Annotated in this window: 17 protein-coding genes; 6 read left to right on the top strand and 11 right to left on the bottom strand. The window is 39.4% G+C overall.

Annotated elements, in window-relative coordinates:
* Positions 1-61: 61 nt before the first annotated feature.
* The 11 genes from V3I05_RS09705 to V3I05_RS09655 form a co-directional block, all read right to left on the bottom strand.
* Positions 62-3,139 (bottom strand): efflux RND transporter permease subunit, encoded by a 3,078-nt coding sequence (locus tag V3I05_RS09705; RefSeq protein ID WP_343353464.1) that lies wholly within the window; start codon positions 3,137-3,139, stop codon positions 62-64.
* Complete coding sequence (locus V3I05_RS09700) at positions 3,139-3,834, bottom strand: efflux RND transporter periplasmic adaptor subunit (RefSeq protein ID WP_295701493.1); 696 nt, start codon at positions 3,832-3,834, stop codon at positions 3,139-3,141. Before V3I05_RS09700 ends, V3I05_RS09705 begins: the two co-directional genes overlap by 1 nt.
* A gap of 19 nt (positions 3,835-3,853) precedes the next feature.
* Entirely contained in the window at positions 3,854-5,185 is a 1,332-nt protein-coding gene (locus V3I05_RS09695) for a TolC family protein (protein ID WP_300448175.1), read from the bottom strand.
* Between the two features lie 83 nt (positions 5,186-5,268).
* Complete coding sequence (gene fdhD / locus V3I05_RS09690) at positions 5,269-6,051, bottom strand: formate dehydrogenase accessory sulfurtransferase FdhD (RefSeq protein WP_300448178.1); 783 nt, start codon at positions 6,049-6,051, stop codon at positions 5,269-5,271.
* A 29-nt stretch (positions 6,052-6,080) separates the two neighbouring features.
* Positions 6,081-7,067, bottom strand: a complete 987-nt coding sequence (locus V3I05_RS09685; RefSeq protein WP_295701499.1) for a formate dehydrogenase subunit gamma — start codon at positions 7,065-7,067, stop codon at positions 6,081-6,083.
* 9 nt (positions 7,068-7,076) lie between these two features.
* The gene (fdh3B, locus tag V3I05_RS09680) at positions 7,077-7,703 is read right to left on the bottom strand and encodes a formate dehydrogenase FDH3 subunit beta (protein ID WP_295701501.1); all 627 of its coding nucleotides are present in this window, start codon (positions 7,701-7,703) and stop codon (positions 7,077-7,079) included.
* A 13-nt stretch (positions 7,704-7,716) separates the two neighbouring features.
* Positions 7,717-10,539 (bottom strand): molybdopterin-dependent oxidoreductase, encoded by a 2,823-nt coding sequence (locus tag V3I05_RS09675; protein WP_300451390.1) that lies wholly within the window; start codon positions 10,537-10,539, stop codon positions 7,717-7,719.
* 16 nt (positions 10,540-10,555) lie between these two features.
* Positions 10,556-10,771 (bottom strand): twin-arginine translocation signal domain-containing protein, encoded by a 216-nt coding sequence (locus V3I05_RS09670; protein WP_295701505.1) that lies wholly within the window; start codon positions 10,769-10,771, stop codon positions 10,556-10,558.
* 78 nt (positions 10,772-10,849) lie between these two features.
* A complete protein-coding gene (locus V3I05_RS09665; RefSeq protein WP_300448187.1) occupies positions 10,850-11,506 on the bottom strand; it encodes a molecular chaperone TorD family protein in 657 nt (218 codons plus the stop codon).
* On the bottom strand, positions 11,506-13,041 hold the full coding sequence (locus V3I05_RS09660; protein ID WP_343353460.1) for a 4Fe-4S dicluster domain-containing protein: 1,536 nt from the start codon (positions 13,039-13,041) through the stop codon (positions 11,506-11,508). The genes V3I05_RS09665 and V3I05_RS09660 overlap by 1 nt, the downstream gene beginning before the upstream one ends.
* Positions 13,042-13,149: 108 nt before the next feature.
* Positions 13,150-13,728 (bottom strand): anthranilate synthase component II, encoded by a 579-nt coding sequence (locus V3I05_RS09655; RefSeq protein WP_300448193.1) that lies wholly within the window; start codon positions 13,726-13,728, stop codon positions 13,150-13,152.
* Between the two features lie 140 nt (positions 13,729-13,868).
* On the opposite strand from V3I05_RS09655, the gene V3I05_RS09650 reads away from it, so the two are divergent.
* The 6 genes from V3I05_RS09650 (at position 13,869) to V3I05_RS09625 (ending at position 18,924) form a co-directional block, all read left to right on the top strand.
* Positions 13,869-14,705 (top strand): phosphoethanolamine transferase, encoded by an 837-nt coding sequence (locus V3I05_RS09650; protein WP_425531753.1) that lies wholly within the window; start codon positions 13,869-13,871, stop codon positions 14,703-14,705.
* Positions 14,706-15,104: 399 nt separating this feature from the next.
* Positions 15,105-15,461: a radical SAM protein gene (locus V3I05_RS09645; RefSeq protein ID WP_295702228.1), complete on the top strand. Its 357-nt coding sequence runs from the start codon at positions 15,105-15,107 to the stop codon at positions 15,459-15,461.
* 658 nt (positions 15,462-16,119) lie between these two features.
* The gene (locus tag V3I05_RS09640) at positions 16,120-16,443 is read left to right on the top strand and encodes a hypothetical protein (protein WP_300449091.1); all 324 of its coding nucleotides are present in this window, start codon (positions 16,120-16,122) and stop codon (positions 16,441-16,443) included.
* Positions 16,404-16,664 carry a glycosyltransferase family 2 protein gene (locus V3I05_RS09635; protein WP_300449092.1) on the top strand — a complete coding sequence of 87 codons (261 nt, stop codon included), beginning with the start codon at positions 16,404-16,406 and terminating at the stop codon, positions 16,662-16,664. Before V3I05_RS09640 ends, V3I05_RS09635 begins: the two co-directional genes overlap by 40 nt.
* Positions 16,665-16,687: 23 nt before the next feature.
* The gene (locus tag V3I05_RS09630; RefSeq protein WP_300720286.1) at positions 16,688-16,975 is read left to right on the top strand and encodes a hypothetical protein; all 288 of its coding nucleotides are present in this window, start codon (positions 16,688-16,690) and stop codon (positions 16,973-16,975) included.
* A 788-nt stretch (positions 16,976-17,763) separates the two neighbouring features.
* Positions 17,764-18,924, top strand: coding sequence for a hydrogenase small subunit (locus V3I05_RS09625; RefSeq protein ID WP_295702212.1), 1,161 nt, complete (start codon positions 17,764-17,766; stop codon positions 18,922-18,924).
* Positions 18,925-18,931: the final 7 nt, after the last annotated feature.

Genomic DNA, 18,931 nt, shown 5'->3' with positions numbered 1-18,931 from the left:
CTATCTCTTTATTTTCAATAATGAGATTATAACGTGTTTTTGATTTTCAAACCCACAAGTATTAGAATTTATCCTCTGCCTTAGGCTTATAGAATCTTTGCAGCCAATCATCAAGTGGCGCGAGGAATCGATAAATCGCTGGCACAATAAGCAAACTCAAAAACATAGAAAAAAGCAATCCACCAATGATAACAATCCCCATAGGAGACTTCATACCCGCTCCAGCCCCTGTGGAAAATGCCAAAGGCAGCATTCCAAACACCATAGCAATGGTTGTCATCAAAATCGGTCGCAAACGCGATTCTCCTGCGAGGATTAAAGCCTCATCAGTGCTATATCCCTCTTTGCGCTTTTCATTTGCTACATCTATGAGTAAAGTAGCATTTTTCCCTACTAAACCCATCAAGATCATTAGCCCCATTAATGAAAACATACTAAAAGGCTGCTGTGCGATAAAAAGCGCGATGAATGCCCCCGAAAAGCTAAGTGGTAAAGTCATCATAATCACAATAGGCTGCAAGAAACTCTCATATAACGCTGCTAAAATCAAATAAATCAGCACAATAGCGGTCAAAACTGCCACCATAAAAGCTATTGCCATCTCCTCTGCATATTCTGCCTCACCTTGCAATCGATAAGTAACACCCTTCTCGCACCAATGCTCCTTTTTCTCCGCAGTAATGCGTATCATATCTCCTAAAGAAATGCCAGAATCTTTCACAGGATAGGCATATACCGTTACGCTTCTTTGCCTATCAAAGCGCGTTATCACCGAAGGTGCAGTGGTAGATTCTATCTCCACAAGCCCTTCTACAAACATCAATTCCCCATAGCCATTTTTCACTTGCAATTTTTTAATATCATTTAAGGAGATTCTATTCTCATCAGTGGCACGAATGGTAATATCATATTCCTTACCACTCTCCTTAAAATACCCTATGGCTGCCTCACCAGAGAATGCCCCTCGCACCACATTGCCAATTTCCTGCGCACTCACGCCATAATGGTCTGCATTCTGCCTCAATATCTTTAGCCGATATTCAGGCAAATTTTCTGACGTATTAAGATGAATATCGCTTACCTTTCCAGCTAAAAGTGGGTCGGTATTAAGCAGATTCACTAAATTATCCCTGCTTTTATGCAAAAGCTCATCATTAGGAGCTAAAATAGCTATTTGATAAGGGGAATCATCCCCTCCACCACCAATATCAGCAACTTCTGCAATAGAGATAATAAAATCTTTCCCCACTTCGCTTGCCTTAAGCCTCTGGCTTACTTCAGCCATAATCTCAAATTGCCTTTTACGCCCTGTGCGCTCACTCAAGGGCTTAAGTTTAGCATAAATACGTGCCTTAAAAATCGTCTTTTGGGAATCATAGCCTATTTGCAAAGAACTAAATAGCACATTTTCATCTGCCATTACTATATCTTGCAGCTTACTTGTCTTCTCCTTCATTGCTTCCATACTCGTACCGGGCTTTGTCTCCATAAACACCTGAAATTCACTATTATCATCAGAAAGGATAAACTCCATTCCTAAAATAGAAAGCAGCACCAAAGATGAGAAAAAAATCGCAAAAATCCCAACAATGACCTTCATTTTATTACGTAGCACTATCGCTAAAGTTTTCACATAAGCACTTTCTAAAAGCTTAAAATAAGGCTCTGTGCGGTAATAGAATTGTGAATGTGTAGGATTAATCACAATAGAAGATACCATCGGTATAATCGTAATCACCACAATATAAGAAATCCCAATAGCTGCAGCGACGGTAATACCAAAGCTTTGGAAGAATCTCCCCACAATCCCACTCATACTCCCCACAGGGATAAACACAGAAAGTAACATCGCGGAAATCGCAACAAGCGCAAAGCCAATCTCTCGCACCCCCTCATAAGCCGCCTCACGCTTACGCATTCCGTGTTCTAACTTTTTATGGATATTTTCAATCACCACAATCGCATCATCAATGATAATTCCAATGGCTAATGCCACAGCAAGGAGTGTAAGCATATTGAGTGAAAAGCCAAAGAAATTCATCAATGCAAATGTGCCAAAGATAGACACAGGAATGCTAATAAGCGAAACAAGGGCGATAGTAAAACTACGTAAGAATAAAAACACCACAAATACCGCTAAAAACACGCCCAACATTACATCAAACTTCACAGAATCTATGGATTTGCGGGTTTTCTCTGTCGTATCCTTAAATGGTCTAATCTCATATTCAGGACTAATGGCTTCAATTTGAGGCAGCACCTTCATCACCGCATCAACAATGGCAATTTCATTTGCCCCAGAGATTTTTTGCACTTCAAAAATCACGCCGGGCGTTTTATTAAACGCAGCAAAAGTCTTATCTTCTTCAATGCTATCCTCAATCGTGGCAATATCGCCAAGCCTTATGCCTTGAGCCACGCGGATATTAGCTATATCCTCTATGCTCGAGCTTTGCGCGTCTGTGGTAACCGCCCATTCGCTTAATGTGCCAATTAAGCGCCCACCATCAATTTCTAGATTCTCTAAACCAATCTTATTAGAAATATCCGTATAGGTAAGGCTATATTTATTCAAAAGCGAGGGATTAACAAAGATTCTAAGCTGCCGCTCCCTATGCCCACGCATTTCTACGCCCCCAACGCCTGAAATCTTTTGCAAAAGCGGCTTAATATTATCTTTAGCGTGTCTCATCATCTCTGAGGTAGCGACCTTATCACTTGTAAGAAAGAGTGAGATAATAGGTGTAGATGAGCTATCAAACTTATATACCACCGGCGTTTTAATACCAGAATCGAGCTGCACCGTGCCTACTTTATCGCGCACATCATTGACCGCTTCATTTAAAGGCTTTTCTAGCTCAAACTGCACAATGATGACACTTGAACTACGTGCAGAGCTTGAAGTAATTTTATTAAGTCCATCAATCCCCATAATAGCTTCTTCAATCTTGTCTGTTACTTTTGTCTCCACAATCTCCGCACTCGCACCCGGATAGCTTGTAATCACCGCCACGATAGGAAAGTCAATATCAGGGAATAAAGCCACAGGCATTCTATTCACGCCTAAAAAGCCAAAGAACAAAATGGCAAGGGCAAACATCAATGTAGAGACGGGACGGGTAATGGCAAATTTATACATTATTTTGTCCTAATATAGCCATCGCCAAATGTGCCCGGAATAACGTCCTTTACCATTGCTTCAGCTTTTACTTTACGTGAAGTTGTGCTAGCAGTAGGATAAATCTTGCTGATAGTAGCACTCAGTTTGTCTTTACGCCCATCAATTTGAAAATCAAAGGTATCGCCTACTTTAACTTTACTCGCATATTTAAAGTCAAACTCTAGCACAAGCTTTACTTCCTTACTAATAATTCTAAAAAGATTAGTGCCATTCGCATTCACGCCATCGCCAAGCTCTATATCTTTAGAAGCGATAATCCCATCAAATGGGGCTTTAAGCTGTGTTTTACTTAACATCGCCTTTTGATAAGCATAGTCTGCCTCAAGCTTTTTATATTCAAAATAATATTTATCAAGCGTATTTTTATCCACTGCACCACCTGAACGATTGTAACGTTCATATTGCTTTTTAGCAAAGAGATATTGCTGCTCTGTGGAGCGCATTTGAGATTCTATATCATAGCTAAAAAGCGTGAGGAGTAAATCATCCTTTTTCACTTCAGAATCTACATCAACAAACATATTTGTTACAATCCCACTTGTAGCAAGCTTGAGATTGGCGTCCTTTACCGCTTCAGCATTAAAAATAGCATACACATCTTCTCCCCATAAATGAGCGCATAATAGCCCTATGTATAATATTTTTTTCATCACTCCTCCTTTTTATTACGCACTACTGAATATGCTCTTGCAAGTCCTGCCCACTATAATAGATATAATATGCCTTTTGCATTTCATAATCATTCAAAGCTTGATTATAAGTTGCCTCTGCTTCAACCTTTGTCGTCAAAGATTGCAAATAATCCGTGAAGTTTAGAATCTGCGCGTCATACTTTTTTGCCACATTTTCAAAGGCAATGCTCGCAGAGCGTAATGCCGCTTCTGAAGCTTTAATCTTTGCCACAGCAATCTCAAGGCTTTTGCGATAGAGCTTTTCGTCCTTTTTTTGCTCCTCTTTTTTATAAGCTAATTCTTTAAGATTCTTCAAATACCCTAGCCGTGCAGCTTGATACTGCTTATAGGTAGTGAGAAAATCAAGGTGAATAGTCGCATTAATCATAATTTGGTTTTGCTTAGGTGGATATTGACGAGTGATAATTGAACCATATTGTGCTGCTTCAGCTGCACCCAATCCCTTAAAGGCAGCATCTACCCCACCATTACTCACATACGTATCGCTTATGCTGATTATAGGCAAGTATGTAATCTGCCGTGCTTGATATTTCGCACTATCTGCTTGGAAACCTAACATATTCAAATCGTGGCGATTTTCCTCAAGCTTGAAAAGCGGTGCTTTGATAGTTTTGCGCTCTAAATCCCCTACTTCTACATTGGCTAAAAGCGAAAGCATAAGCTTATTTTTTTCGGCTTCTAATCTCACATTGGCAAGTTCGTGTTCAGTAGCTAAAAATTCCGATCGTAAAGATTCCACATCATCAACCGTCGTAAGCCCAGCATTAAAAAGTCTCTCTACACGTTTAACATTAGATTGAAGCTGCACTCGCTTTTGCTCTAAACTTACAAGCTTTGCGCGATTGGTAAAATACCCATAATACTGCTCGATAATGCTTAAAAAAAGCTGGTCTTTGGTGGATTCTTTATCTTCTAAACTTGCACGATAAAGAGAGGCTTTCTCACGCACTTTATGATAAGTTTTTAACCCGCTAAAAACTTCCCAATTCCCCTTAATACTCCCCGTATTTGCCTTAAGACGCATATATGAGTTGTCTGTATCTTGATATTGATATGCCCCATCAACAGTAGGCAAAAACTCCGTATATGCTGCTGCATTGGTCGCTTGAGCCTGTAAAATGGCTAAATCTTTTGCCTCTAGGTTATAATTTCTTTTTGCTCCTTCAAGCAATTCAGCCAAAGAAAATACACCTCCTACAATATGAGTGGATTCGGTTTCAGCCACTGATACCTCTTTTTGTGTTGCATAACTAGAATCTTCTTGGGCAATAAGCATAGAGCAAAGCGTTAATAAAAGAATGATTCCTTTCATATCCTAGCTCCTTTATCATAACATCTTTAAGTTTAAGGGCGGTATTGTAACTTAGTTTTATAAATAGTTGCATATACAACTATTTATAAAACTATACGTGCGGGATGTGTATAAATATTTAATGTCTCTCCACGCGCAAAACCCGCAAGAGTAATGCCTAGAAGCTGTGCGGACTTAATGCCTAAATGTGTCGTAGCTGCACGGGAAACAACAATAGGTATATCACTCATCGCCGCTTTAATCACCATTTCCATAGAGAGCCGCCCACTCACGATTAAAATCGCTCCGCTCATATCCTTCCGTGCTAATCTTGCCTGACCTATCACCTTATCAATGGCATTATGCCGTCCCACATCTTCACTCACAAATGAAGTATTACTACACACAAGCATAGCCTTATGCACACAGCCTGTCTGCCTAAAAAGCGCACTTGGACTACTAAAATCATCAAGGAGCGCAAAAAGATGCTCTATCGCTACACGCACGGGCGAAGTGATACGCTTATGCGTAATCTCACCATCAAAATTAGCACTTACCCCAACACAACACCCAGTAGTCAAAGTTTTTTCCTTATGCAAATGCGCTAATTTCTCTGCTTTAATATGAGCATTCATATACACACTTAAGCCATCGGGGGCTACTTCAAGCGAGATGATATTATCAATAGAATCTAGCACCCCCTCATTCATTAAAAACCCCACAAAATGTGCTTCTTGCGCATAAGGCAAACTCATCACAGATAAAAGCTTTGCTCCATTAAGATAAAAGGCGATTCTTTGCTCTTCAATCACATCATCTTGCAAATGCTCCAATGTGCCATTTTGATGCACTTTCACCATACGCATTTTATGCACGAATTCACTCAAAGCACTTGCTCCCTTGATAATCCCTTTTGCTAATAATGAGCTACCCGCATAGAATCAAGCTTCCCTTGAGCCTGCAAATCTTTATAATACAAGCTATGGAGCATAGAGACTTCCTCCTCGCCCATCTTACCATTAATGATAGCCTCTAATGCCCCCTCAATTGCAAATACCGCCATATAAATATGCGTAATCAAAAGCGCAATCACCGCAAAGCCCATTACATTATGCACGATTGCCATAAGACGCAATGTATTAATACCTGCACCTTGAAAATACATTATCGCACCGCTTACTACCATTACCGCACCGCCAAGTGTCGCCACCCAAAACCACATTTTTTGCCCTGCATTAAACTTATGCGCGGGAATCTCACGATTTACTTTATCTAAATAGCCTCCAAGTATCATCATCCACTTAATATCATAAATTCTAAATAGACAATCTTTCACCCACATACAAAACATTAATGTCCCAAATATCGCAAAAAATATTGTGGCAAAGCCGTGCAGATCCCTAGCAAAGCGGATAAGCCACCCTCCGCCAAGTTTATCACCAAATACCATCATCAAGCCTGTGAGGCATAGAACCACAAAAGGCACAGCAGCACACCAATGCACGATGATGTTATAACGTGTAAAAACGAGTAAAAAGTTCCCGTGCTTATAATGCCGCTGCCCTATAAGCTTATAATGTCCAAAAAAAGCCATTGGCACAAAGATAACTATAAGTAAGAAAATGAGCGCAAAATACTGCCCTTGCAGCAGTGTAAAAAGCTCTCCTAATCCCACAGAATCTGGGGAATCTAATCCCCAAGTCTTAATAGCCTCTATCTCTGGTCCGCCATACAAGTGCGGATTTGCTCTCTCACTCTTTTGAATAAGCGTATCATTACCCTCTATCACTTCTGCATATTGTTTGCCATTCTCTCGTGGCTCACTAGGATCAGCGTGTGTAGCACCCCAAGCAAAGACATTAAGCACTATGGCATATAATAAGATTCTTAACATACTTTTCATACTCTCTCCTTAGTCATTATACGCGCTTTTCCATATATTAGGCACAGCTTCAGGGAGTTTCTCTCCTCGCATATTTGCACGATGTGCGATGATACTTGATATTTCTGTGCTTCCACCGGCTAAAAGCGCCTTAGTAGAGCACATAGAAGCACACATAGGCACTTTACCCTCTGCGATACGATTTTGCCCATAGAGTTTATATTCCTCTGTGCTATGGGTTTGCTCCGGTCCTCCCGCACAATACGTGCATTTATCCATAGCCCCACGACTGCCAAAGATATTAGATTTCGGGAATTGTGGCGCACCAAAAGGGCAGGCATAGAGGCAATATCCGCAGCCTATGCAGGTTTTTTTATCGTGTAAGACAATGCCATCAGCGCGGATATAGAAGCAATCCACAGGACACACTTGCGCACATGGTGCGTCAGAGCAGTGCATACAGGCAATAGATATAGCCGTCTCTTTGCCTACCACACCTTCGTTAAGCATCACCACACGTCTGCGATTAACTCCCACAGGCAAGTGATGAGCCTCCTTACACGCCACATCACAGCCGTGGCATTCGATACAGCGATTCGTATCACAATAAAATTTAATCCTTGAAAAACCCTCAAGTTGCTTTAATGTATCACTCATCTTTTATCCTTTACTATGCTTTTTCAATACGGCAAAGTCCGCATTTTGTTTCTGGACAAGCAGAGTTGTAGTCAAAGCCATAGCTAGAAATCATATTTGCTGATTCACCAATAACATAGGGCTTTGTCCCCTCAGGGTAATAATCTAAGCGCGATTCCCCTTGGTCTAAGCCTGAAAAATTTTGTGGCAACCAGATGCTATTATAATCCACACGTGTGGAGATTTTCGCATTTACAAGGATTCTGCAGCCATTTGTCCCATATATCCACACCATATCACCATTTTTGACTTTCAACTCTGCGGCTTTATCGGGGTGAATCTCCACAAACATCTCTCCCTCTACTTCGGCTAGATATTTCGCGCTTCGTGTTTCCGCGCCTGTCCCCATATGTGCCACAAGCCTACCACTTAGCATATTCACAGGAAACTCTTTCACCCAATCTTTTTCCTTTTGCCGAGTGCGATATTTGATATTCGCCCTAAAAAGACTTGTCTTATCAGGGAAGCTAGGATATTTATCCACCAAATCCCCACGCACAGAATGCAAAGGCTCCCTATGGAGGGGAATCTTATCATACCAATTCCACACATTTGCCCGTGCCTTGCCATTCCCATAAGGACACAATCCCACTTCTAGTGCCCTCTCCACCAAAATATTATTACCAATACCAAGTGCAAAGGTGCTTCCTGCAATCGCCTCTTTTTCTTTAGCAGTTAGCTTCACGCCAAAGGATTCAATATTTGCCGCTGTGATAGGAGGGTGTCCGCCCTGATAAATAGCATTAGGCAAACTCCTTGAAACAAGCATTGAAGTTCCATCGGGTGCATTTAGCCCCCAATTCACCCTAAAGCCCATTCCACCGCGCATAACAGGGATACTGTCATTATACATTACAGGCGTTCCGGGGTGTTTATCACTCCAACAAGGCCAAGGAAGCCCATAATAATCCCCTGCAAACTCACCACTGCCCTCTAGCGTTACCTTATCAAATAAATGCCAATTTTCTTGATGAGCCTTTAATCTCTCTGGACTCATACCCTGTAAGCCAATGCTACGGATACTTTGTGTGAGCTCTGTGGTAGCGTCCTCTGGCCACATAAACTCCTCCCTGCCCTTTGACTTAGCAATATCATACAATCGCCATTGATATGCTTCTAAGAATCCTAGCCTTTTAGCCATACCAAAGAGAAATTCCTCATCTGGGCGGCATTCAAAAAGTGGCTCCATCACTTTAGAACGCCATTGATAGCTACGATTTGTCGCTGCCACAGAGCCGCTTGTCTCCATTTGAGAAGCCGCCGGTAAGCAGAATAGATTATCGCTCCTATCGCTATAAATAGCCAAGTCATTCACATAAGGATCGACAAAGACGACTAAATCAAGCTTATCCATCGCCTTTTTTTGCAAATCTAGTAATGAAACTGAAGTCATACCTGTGCCTATCACTACTAACGCACGTAGCATTGTACCACCGTTATTTGCAGCGTTTTCATCATCTAGCACACCAAACTTCCAAGTAGAATGCGCAAAGCCTGTCTTTTCCATCATCTCCTTATCTTTAAAGCGCCCTAGCATCCATTCATATTCCACACCCCAATGTTTGCAGAAATGCCGCCAAGCAGCCTCACCTAGCCCATAATAGCCCGGTAGAGAATCAGAGAGATTATTCATATCACTCGCACCTTGCACATTATCGTGTCCGCGCAAGATATTCACACCACCGCCATTTTTACCAATATTGCCTAAAAACATCTGCAAGATAGGCATAATCCTTGTATTGCTTGTGCCAACGGTATGTTGCGTCAAGCCTTGATTCCATATTAAACTCGCCGGTTTTGCCGCTGCCATCTCTTCGGCAATATGGCGAATAGAATCTGCTGGGATTCCACACACATCAGCTGCTACCTCTGGAGGGAATTTCTTTGCCTCCTCGATAATGTCCTCATAGCCATAAACGCGCTCTTTGAGAAAATTCTCATCATAAAGCTTTTTAGCAATGATATGATTAAGTAGTCCATAAGCAAAGGCTATATCTGTTCCACTGCGGATTCTATAAAACTCATCGCATTTCGCCGCAGTCTTAGTAAATCGCGGGTCAATACACACAAGCTTTGCGCCATTTTCCTTAGCGCGCAAGATATGCACCATCGATACAGGGTGATTAACTGCTGGATTTGCACCAATAACCAAGATATACTTAGAAAACATCATATCGCCAAGATGGTTTGTCATACCACCATACCCGAATGTATTCGCCACACCGGCGACTGTTGGGCTGTGTCAAACTCTCGCACAATGATCGATATTATTTGTCCCAAAAAATGCGGCAAATTTACGGATATAATAGCTCTGCTCATTGGAGCATTTCGCACTTCCAATGAACATTGCCGCATCAGGTCCGCTTTCCTCGCGGATTTGCCCTAATTTCGCAGCAATCTTATCTAATGCCCTCTCATAATCCACTCTCTGCCATTTACCGCCCACTTTTTCTAATGGGTAACGTAATCGCGTCTCGCTCCTTGCTCTATCTATCAAGTCTGCCCCCTTACAGCAATGTCCGCCTTGAGAGACAGGGTGATCTTGAGCTACTTCTTGGCGCACCCATACGCCATCTACCACTTCGGCTATCACCCCACAGCCCACAGAACAATGTGTACATATCGTTTTGATACGCTTAGACTGAGGGTATCGCTCTTTTAGCTCTGCCTCACTTGCCTTTCTCACAACACTTTGTGCTTCATTCCCAAAAGCACTACTCACACCAGCCATAGAAGCTAATGCAGAGAGCTTGAGAAATGAGCGTCTCGCATTGCGCTTATTTGTCGCTTCACTCATTTTTTACTCCTTTACATTACTTAGCAACAGAAAAATATGTCTGCCAATACTGCGTATCGCTACGATATAGAATCTCTTGCTTTTTGCTTTTGCCCTTGATGACTGCTTTTTGTGTGTGTTCGCCTGAACAACCATTCAAACTAAGGGAGCCTATCGCAACCACAACGCCACCAACCCCTGCACGTTTTAAAAATGCGCGGCGAGATTGTATGTCTTTTTGGGTTTTTGACATAGAGCCTCCTTTGTCTTTAGAGTTTGGGATAAACCCATTTTGACCTTTACTTAAAAAGCCAAAATCGATTTACCGCTATTATAGATTACGCTCTACATTTAAAAAACTCTGCAATAAACTCGCTATATGTGTATAATAAAGCAGATTCTCACGCTTTTGTAATACCTCAATCACAAAATCGCCCAATGGAATGACTAATTCCCTTAGCACCTGCCAACTCACCTTTTCGTCCTCACTATGCTGCGAACACACAAGATGGCGCATTAACAGCAATAAGAATCCCAAATGCTCCTCACTCTCCTTGCAACCTTGCGTATCAAGCCTAAAAGTGCTTTGTTTAATCAATTCCCGCGATTTAAGCAGAGCTTTACCATTCAAACAGCCCTCCCAATAATGCGAGAGATAGAGCATAATTTGCGTATTGTGATAAAACACCTCGCCTTTTTTACGACGTCTAGGCATCACATCTGTATCGCTAGGCAAGGTAAAAGGCAGAATAAATGTAGTTGTGTATTCCTCAATAATATGCTTTATGCCTTGTGTTTTAAGCGCATTTGCCAATACCTCAAAATGTGTATCATCATTTTCACTTAGTATATGCGTTTTTAATATCTCTACTTGCTTAATGAGCGTCTCCTCGCGTTTGCATAATAGCTCATACAAAAACAGCCCGGCAAAAAAATCATAATACAAAGCCCTTGCATTTGCTATAGATTCTAAAACATTATGCGCCATTAGTGTGCTCCCTCAAACATCACTTTCACCTTGCAATCCGCGCAACACTCCAAAGTTTTAAGCTTTAAAGCATTTCCGGCAAAGACAGGAGTGAGCATATTTTTGATTTTGCTAATACTTTTATGTGTCGCAAAGATTTTATTGCATTCCACACATCTAAAAGGCTTATCAACAGCAATACTCACATATTCAAAGCTATGTGGCTCTAAAAGCAAAGTGTGAGATTCTAAGTTTAAGACATTTTCCGCACAGCTTGCCACGCAATACCCACAATCTGTGCAAAGCGAGGCTTTATAAAGTAGCTCAAATGAGGCATTATTATTAATTAAGGCATTAGTATTACACGCTTCCACACAGCTAAGGCATAGAGTACATTTAGCAGTATCAATATGCAAAAATCCGCTATTATTCATAGCGATTTTGCCATAGGATTCTTGCTTAATCCAAAAAGATACTCGTGCGGAAAATATATCCTTGCTATTCTCCTTATTTGTAGGTGTATAGATATAATGGCTTTGCATAAGGGGCTGCAATGCCTCGATAGCTTTAGAATCCGTGCTGCCAATAATGGCATTTTGCCTAAAAATGCGTTGATAGATTTCATTTAAGGTTGCTATATCGTTATGAGTATGTTCGCCCAATGTGCTATACAACACGATTGGTGCGCCACTCTCCTGCAAAAGTGTGAGCAAGTATGTAGCATTTAGTATATCAGGCACTTGCAAAACAAAAGGAAGCAGCAGAGGATTGAGAGTTTGCAGATCCTTAAAATCTCTAGCAAAGCCCTCACTCTCAAAGTCCAAAGACGAGACAATAAGCGGGATATATCCCTTATAGAGCCTCGCCCTGTATGTGAAAGATTCTAATCCATCACCCTGCCGCTGCACACTGCCCGTAGGACATACGCTCACACACTTACCACAAGCGATACAATCCACAGATGAGAGGCTCAAAAGCATAGAATCTTTATCGCTGCTAATGCCCATCGTAGGGCAAATATCCACACACAAATGGCACACGCTCTTACCATTAGCAAATACCCTCCGCCCTTGATATTGACAAGTCAAAGGTTCAAAGACTATATGATGAGTATAATGCCGCTCACCGCATAGGCAAAGCAAAGATTCGAGCATACAATGGGCATTATCATATTTATCGGGCGTATGCACACCCTTATATGCGGGGCAATTCTCAAGCGGGGCAAAAGATACGATTTGCGATGTTTGCAAAGATTCTATCTCGCCATTAGCATTTTTAAATTGCAAAGTGAAATCACCCAAATGCCCCTTAAGCCCTACAAAATCTTGAGGTAAAAGATGGCTTACTTCAAGCGTATAGCCGTGATTTTCATTAATACAAAGGGATAAAAACTCATCAGTTAACTCTCCATAGCCTATGACCACAAAATTGGGCTTGACAACCATAGTAGCCTTAGCATTAAATGCGGTAAAATCAAGCACAATCTCATCACACTCGTGCAAAATCGCCTTTTGCATATCATTAAGCAATGAATAGACCCTTGCTTCTAATTTCATTTTCACCTCGTTTTTGAAATTAAATGTAAGGATAATATAACAAAATGCAAATATTTTTTAACTATTTTTGAGCTTTTACATCTTTATATAACTTTTTATATATCCTTTTTAGTAACACGATGAGCGCAAAGTAAGAAAGTTTTTCATTATGCGTTTGCCGCTCTCTTGCAAAATAGATTCCGGGTGGAACTGCACGCCATAGGTGTCATAACCCTTTGCTTTTAACACCATAAGCACTCCCAAATCATTATAGCCTAGTGCCTCACATTCACCTAATTTGTTTACATAGAGCGAATGATACAAAGCTACTTTTATGCCCTGTTTCACACCTTTAAATAGAGGATTTGGCACAAAATGCAATCTTGCATTTTTAGCGTGAGTGGGGGTAGAGAGTGAAATAACCTCTCCGCCAAAGGCTTGGGCGATACATTGATGTCCTAAGCATATCCCTAGAATCTTTTTTGTTGGAGCAAAATACTTGATTGCCTCCAAGCACACGCCAGATTGCAAAGGGTGGCTAGGACCGGGCGATATGATAAGGTGAGAAAAATGCACTTTTTTAATAGCTTCAAGGACTGTATCATTAGACACAATAATCGGCTCTATGCGGCATTCTTGCAAGAGATATATGACATTGTATGTAAAGGAATCATAGTTATCGATAATAAGCACTTTTGGAGATGTCATTTTTGCCTTCCATATTTCATACAATGAGATTCTAAAAAAGATTCTGTATTATACATATTTCTTTTCTCTTGTATTAAGGTACCGCATTCGCGCGCAGTGTTAATCCATACTTACAAAAGGTTAAGCTTTGTGGAGAGCAAATCTCCAATTCACCCACAAACCCCTATACAGAATCTTTGAATGTGATAAGCTTTAAAGATTTTTATTCCTGCGGCGTCATTACAGCTATTTCTGTGCCTTGTATGCTTACACACTACACACATAAAACCTACACTCATCGCAACTTATCACTCTATGTTAATAATATCCTTGATATTGCTCAAAGTGTGGGTTATGAAGTATGGTATCTAGGTAATAATGGCGGAAAATGTATAGGGGGCTGTGATAGAAACATAGCCCATAAGATTCTCTACCCAACCGATAGTTTTGATGGAGTAATATTGCCAGATATACAGCACATTATACAAAATGCACAAAAAAGACAAAAACATATTTTTATCATCGCACATCAATACGGCTCTCACGGAGCTTCTTATGTAAATCGCTACCCTGTAGATTTTACATATTTTACTCCCGTATGCACACATAAAGAACTCTCAAAATGCGATTATGAAGAAATAGTCAATGCCTATGATAATACTCTGCGCTATGGAGATTGGGTATTGGCACAAATGATACATATTTTACAAAAAAGCTCTATGCGCTCTATGCTGTGGTATGTGAGCGACCATGGGGAGAGTTTAGGGGAATTGGGGCAGTATATGCACGGGGGCTTAGGCTATAATCTTGCACCAAAATATCAAAAGCATATCCCTTCTATTATGTGGTTTAGCACACAATGGGGACAGCTTCCTAACCTCGCTTTAAACCACATAAATACCACTTTAAACCACGATTATGTATTTCATACATTGTTACATATATTGGGGATACAAACGCAAGATTATGATGAGAATCTTGATATTCTTAAGCCATAGTGTTGGTTTTTGAGCTGGTGTATCCAATAATCATAATACTTGTTTTATCAATGCTTTATTGCTTAAATTTTATTAATCTTCTCATTCAAAAAACACAAATTTTTGTAGTCTCCCATCAGTGAATCCACAAACTAATTGCGCGCAAAATACACAAAATAAGAATAAAATCTCAAATTTTATGCTAAATATTCTAGCTTATAATTTCAACATTCCAAGGAATACAAAATGAATACAGTTAATAAAAAATATATGGGGGGGGGGGATAATCTCTATTATCATACATTAAATATATCTCCTCATTTTGTTCTCACTACAAAAAACTTCCCACAAGACGTGGCGTTATAATGGTTAGGTCAAACTTGCAATCTAAATTGTTATTTTTGCTACTTTGCCGAACGAATTGCCAATAAAAACCATCCAGAACATCCATTTTTCACATTAGATAAAGCCAAAGAAATTTGTAGAATCTTTGTCGAAGAATATGGACTAAATAGCATTGATATTCAGGGTGGTGAACCAACTATCTATCCACAAATTTTTGATCTTATCAAATATTGTAATAGCATTGGGCTTAAACCAACTCTCATCACGAATCTTATTTCTTTAGCAAACTTTAAACACGCACAAAAATTTAAAGAAGCTGGAATTTATGACTTTTTAGTATCCCTACACGGTATAGGTGAAAATTATGACAAAGTCGTAGGCAAAAAAGATGCGTTTGACAAACAAATACAAGCACTAGAAAACCTTCAATAACTTGAAATCCCTATTCGTGTAAATGCTGTGCTTTCTAATAAAATTATTAATGACCTAGAGTCAATTACGAATCTTGCTCTACATTACAAAGCAAGAGCTATAAATTTCCTTGCTTACAACAACACTGGAGACCAAAAAATCCTAAGAGATACCCATAAAATTCCATATTATGACATCATAGGGCAAAAACTCGAACCTTGTATCACTATTAGAATCCCATAATATTGAAGTAAATATTCGTTTTTTGCCTTTTTGTGTAATAAGTGAGAAATATAGAAAAAATATCCAAAATAGCCTGCAAATGATATATGATAATCACGAGTGGGAGCCTAGCTCTCGCCTATGGATTGATAGACCTGCTCAAAGACAAGCAAAAGCACTAATTGAAAAACGAAAAGGTGTATATTATCTTTCGCGCATTAAATTTTCACGTTTTTATCGTGCAACAACTCTTAAGGCAAAAATTTGGTAGCTTAAATCACTCATAAAACCTTTCTTGAATGTATTTTATAAAATACCCAAATATTATGATTCACTGCCCTACCAAAAGCCTATTTTAAACAAAATTCGCTTCTATACTCCAAATATCCCTAAAATATATCGCAATACAGGAAGCATAAGCAAAATAGAAGCATTTTATATAGAACAAAAAGAAATTATGGCAAAAATATCACAACATAAAATTCATCATCAAAAATGCACCGACTGCTCTATTAAAAATATTTGTGATGGATTTTACAGAGACTTTATTGACGAATTTGGAAGTAGTGCGATTAAACCTATCCATATATTCACACCTCAAGGCAATAAGGAACAAATTAGCGATCCTCGATTTTATACGCAATATCAATACAAAGTCATTGAAAGAGAAGAGTTTGAATGGTTTTTTAATGCTGACAAATTAACAAATATCCAACAACAGCAACAAGAAAAGGAAACATTATGGCTACTACTTGTATGCCTCAAATTGCAGTCATTGTGAGTTGCTATAATTACGAAGCCTTTATTACAGAATGTCTGCAGTCTATACTTAACCAAAACTATCCATATTGCCATATCATACTCGTAGATGATGGAAGTGAAGATAATTCTGTGCAGACAATACAAAATTTCTGTCAATCACAGCAAACAAAAAATATTACGTTAATCACCCAAAGCAATAATGGGCAGCTAGGAAGCTTTATGCAAGATTGCAAGCGCTAAGGGATGAGGAAATTGTCTTTTTTATGGATGCAGATGACATAATGAATCCAGACTATACCTTACAATGCATAAGGACATATACATCTAATCCAAGTGTAGAAATGATATTTTGTGATATTAAAACACTATGCAATAGCACCGACCCAATCAAACGGGAAAGCCCTCACCCATATGGCAATTTAGGCTTTGGAATATTTCGAACATTTTATTTAAAAGAATATCTCGGGCATTCTACTTCTTGTATCAGTATTCGTCAAGACACCCTTGCCAAAATCCTCCCGCTTAATTTAGAAAACATAATGGAAAATTAGAGCTGATGATTGCATTATTTATGGCGCAGCTTTAGTGGGAGCAAATATATATCATCTTAATTTTTGTGGTATTAAATATCGCATACATGGCTTAAACAATCATTATGGCAAAAAATTCGATTTAAGATATTTTTTTCAAAGGGAATGTCATATTGAACAGCTTTTTAATATTATCCTTACAAAAAACCATATTATACTTTCAAGCACAATGCTTTATTTAGAATTTCTTTCAAATGGTAACCGTTTAAAATATGCAAAAATTACACTTTTGACACATTTTGTATGGATTAAAAAAATATTACTACTGATTAAAATATTATTTAAACCTTAAAACTATTGTCTTTCAAAATATTAATTCTATGCAAACTGATTCTTATATCACCACAATAGACATAATACAACACAACTTCTCTTTTTTAGAAATTATTGTGAGATAAATTTTCAATACACTAAAATTTTACATTTTACAATATAAAAAGGGATACATAAAATTAGGAGAGGACATAATTTATAACCTTAATCAATAACTGATAAAAAGTTATTGATTAAATATAATATTATCAAAATAGCCCATATATCTACCCTAAAAGCCCAATTAAAATAGTTACAACTTACTCTACCACCTATCAATACATATTAAAAAATAAAGTTATAGATTACTTTTAGTAACTTTTGTTTAAAAATACTTTACTTTTATAGTAAATCCATCATACTTTATTAAATAGATTCTTAAAATTAGTATAGAATTGCTAGTTATAACAACATCTCAATTAAGGAAAGGGTATGCTATGAAAACACAAGATGCGCACGAAGAATTGTTTAAAAAAGCCTCTCAAAGGCTTGATGAACTCGCAAAACTTCCCGCCCATAATGCAAGCAAAGATCTCATCAAAGAATTAGAATCTAAAGGATTTTCTCGCCGTGATTTTATGAAATGGTCTGGTATGATGACGGCTACACTTGCTCTGCCTGCGACTTTTGCACCCCTTACTGCAAAAGCTGCTGAACTCGCTAATCGCCTCCCTGTGGTATGGCTACATATGGCAGAATGCACAGGTTGCAGTGAAAGCCTATTGCGAAGCGATGCGCCAAGTATAGATTCTCTCATATTTGACTATATTAGCCTCGAATATCACGAAACGGTTATGGCAGCTTCAGGGTGGCAAGCAGAAGCAAACCTAGAAAATGCTATCCACAAATATGCTGGTGAATATATCCTTATGGTGGAGGGTGGTATCCCTAAAGGTAGCAGCGAGTTTTACCTCACTATTGGCGCACACGGACGCACTGGTGCAGAAGAAGCGCGAGTTGCAGCAAAACACGCAAAAGCAATATTTGCCATTGGCACTTGCTCTAGCTTTGGAGGAGTGCAAGCAGCTTATCCAAACCCCACAAACGCTATGCCTCTAAGCGAAATCACAAGTCGCCAAGTGATTAACGTTCCCGGCTGTCCACCAAGCGAAAAAAATATCGTAGGTAATGTGCTACACTTTATCCTCTTTGGTGCACTCCCTACACTTGATGCTTACAACCGCCCAACTTGGGCGTATGGATTAAGAATCCACGATTTATGCGAACGTAGAGGACGATTTGACGCAGGGCAATTTGTAGAATCTTTTGGCGATGAAAACGCACAAAAAGGCTACTGCCTCTACAAAGTTGGTTGCAAAGGACCTTACACATTTAATAACTGCTCTAAATTAAGATTCAATCAACATACAAGTTGGCCTATCGGTGCAGGACACGGCTGTATAGGCTGCAGTGAGCCGAAGTTTTGGGATACGATGAATCCATTTGAAGAGCCTATCGGCAATCGCCTCTATCAAACCAACTTCAATGGTATGGGTGCAGATAAAACAGCAGATACCATCGGCGCGGTAATACTTGGAGCAGCAGCCATAGGTATCGCTGCACACGCTATTATTAGCTCAACTCAAAATGCAAAGTAAGGAGTAA

The sequence above is a fragment of the Helicobacter mastomyrinus genome, from assembly GCF_039555295.1.
Taxonomy (GTDB): Bacteria; Campylobacterota; Campylobacteria; order Campylobacterales; family Helicobacteraceae; genus Helicobacter_C; species Helicobacter_C mastomyrinus.
The sequence above is the reverse complement of the archived record's forward strand: the minus strand, read 5'-3'. Positions and strand labels throughout refer to the sequence as shown.

Excerpts from the sequence above, each read along its gene's own strand:
- V3I05_RS09635 (WP_300449092.1), top strand. The coding sequence starts at position 16,404 with ATGGCTACTACTTGTATGCCTCAAATTGCAGTCATTGTGAGTTGCTAT.
- V3I05_RS09665 (WP_300448187.1), bottom strand. The coding sequence starts at position 11,506 with ATGGCGCATAATGTTTTAGAATCTATAGCAAATGCAAGGGCTTTGTAT.
- V3I05_RS09640 (WP_300449091.1), top strand. The coding sequence starts at position 16,120 with ATGGCAAAAATATCACAACATAAAATTCATCATCAAAAATGCACCGAC.
- V3I05_RS09670 (WP_295701505.1), bottom strand. The coding sequence starts at position 10,771 with ATGTCAAAAACCCAAAAAGACATACAATCTCGCCGCGCATTTTTAAAA.
- V3I05_RS09695 (WP_300448175.1), bottom strand. The coding sequence starts at position 5,185 with ATGAAAGGAATCATTCTTTTATTAACGCTTTGCTCTATGCTTATTGCC.
- fdh3B (WP_295701501.1), bottom strand. The coding sequence starts at position 7,703 with ATGAGTGATACATTAAAGCAACTTGAGGGTTTTTCAAGGATTAAATTT.
- V3I05_RS09685 (WP_295701499.1), bottom strand. The coding sequence starts at position 7,067 with ATGAAAAGTATGTTAAGAATCTTATTATATGCCATAGTGCTTAATGTC.
- V3I05_RS09630 (WP_300720286.1), top strand. The coding sequence starts at position 16,688 with ATGGATGCAGATGACATAATGAATCCAGACTATACCTTACAATGCATA.
- V3I05_RS09705 (WP_343353464.1), bottom strand. The coding sequence starts at position 3,139 with ATGTATAAATTTGCCATTACCCGTCCCGTCTCTACATTGATGTTTGCC.
- V3I05_RS09655 (WP_300448193.1), bottom strand. The coding sequence starts at position 13,728 with ATGACATCTCCAAAAGTGCTTATTATCGATAACTATGATTCCTTTACA.
- V3I05_RS09660 (WP_343353460.1), bottom strand. The coding sequence starts at position 13,041 with ATGAAATTAGAAGCAAGGGTCTATTCATTGCTTAATGATATGCAAAAG.
- V3I05_RS09625 (WP_295702212.1), top strand. The coding sequence starts at position 17,764 with ATGAAAACACAAGATGCGCACGAAGAATTGTTTAAAAAAGCCTCTCAA.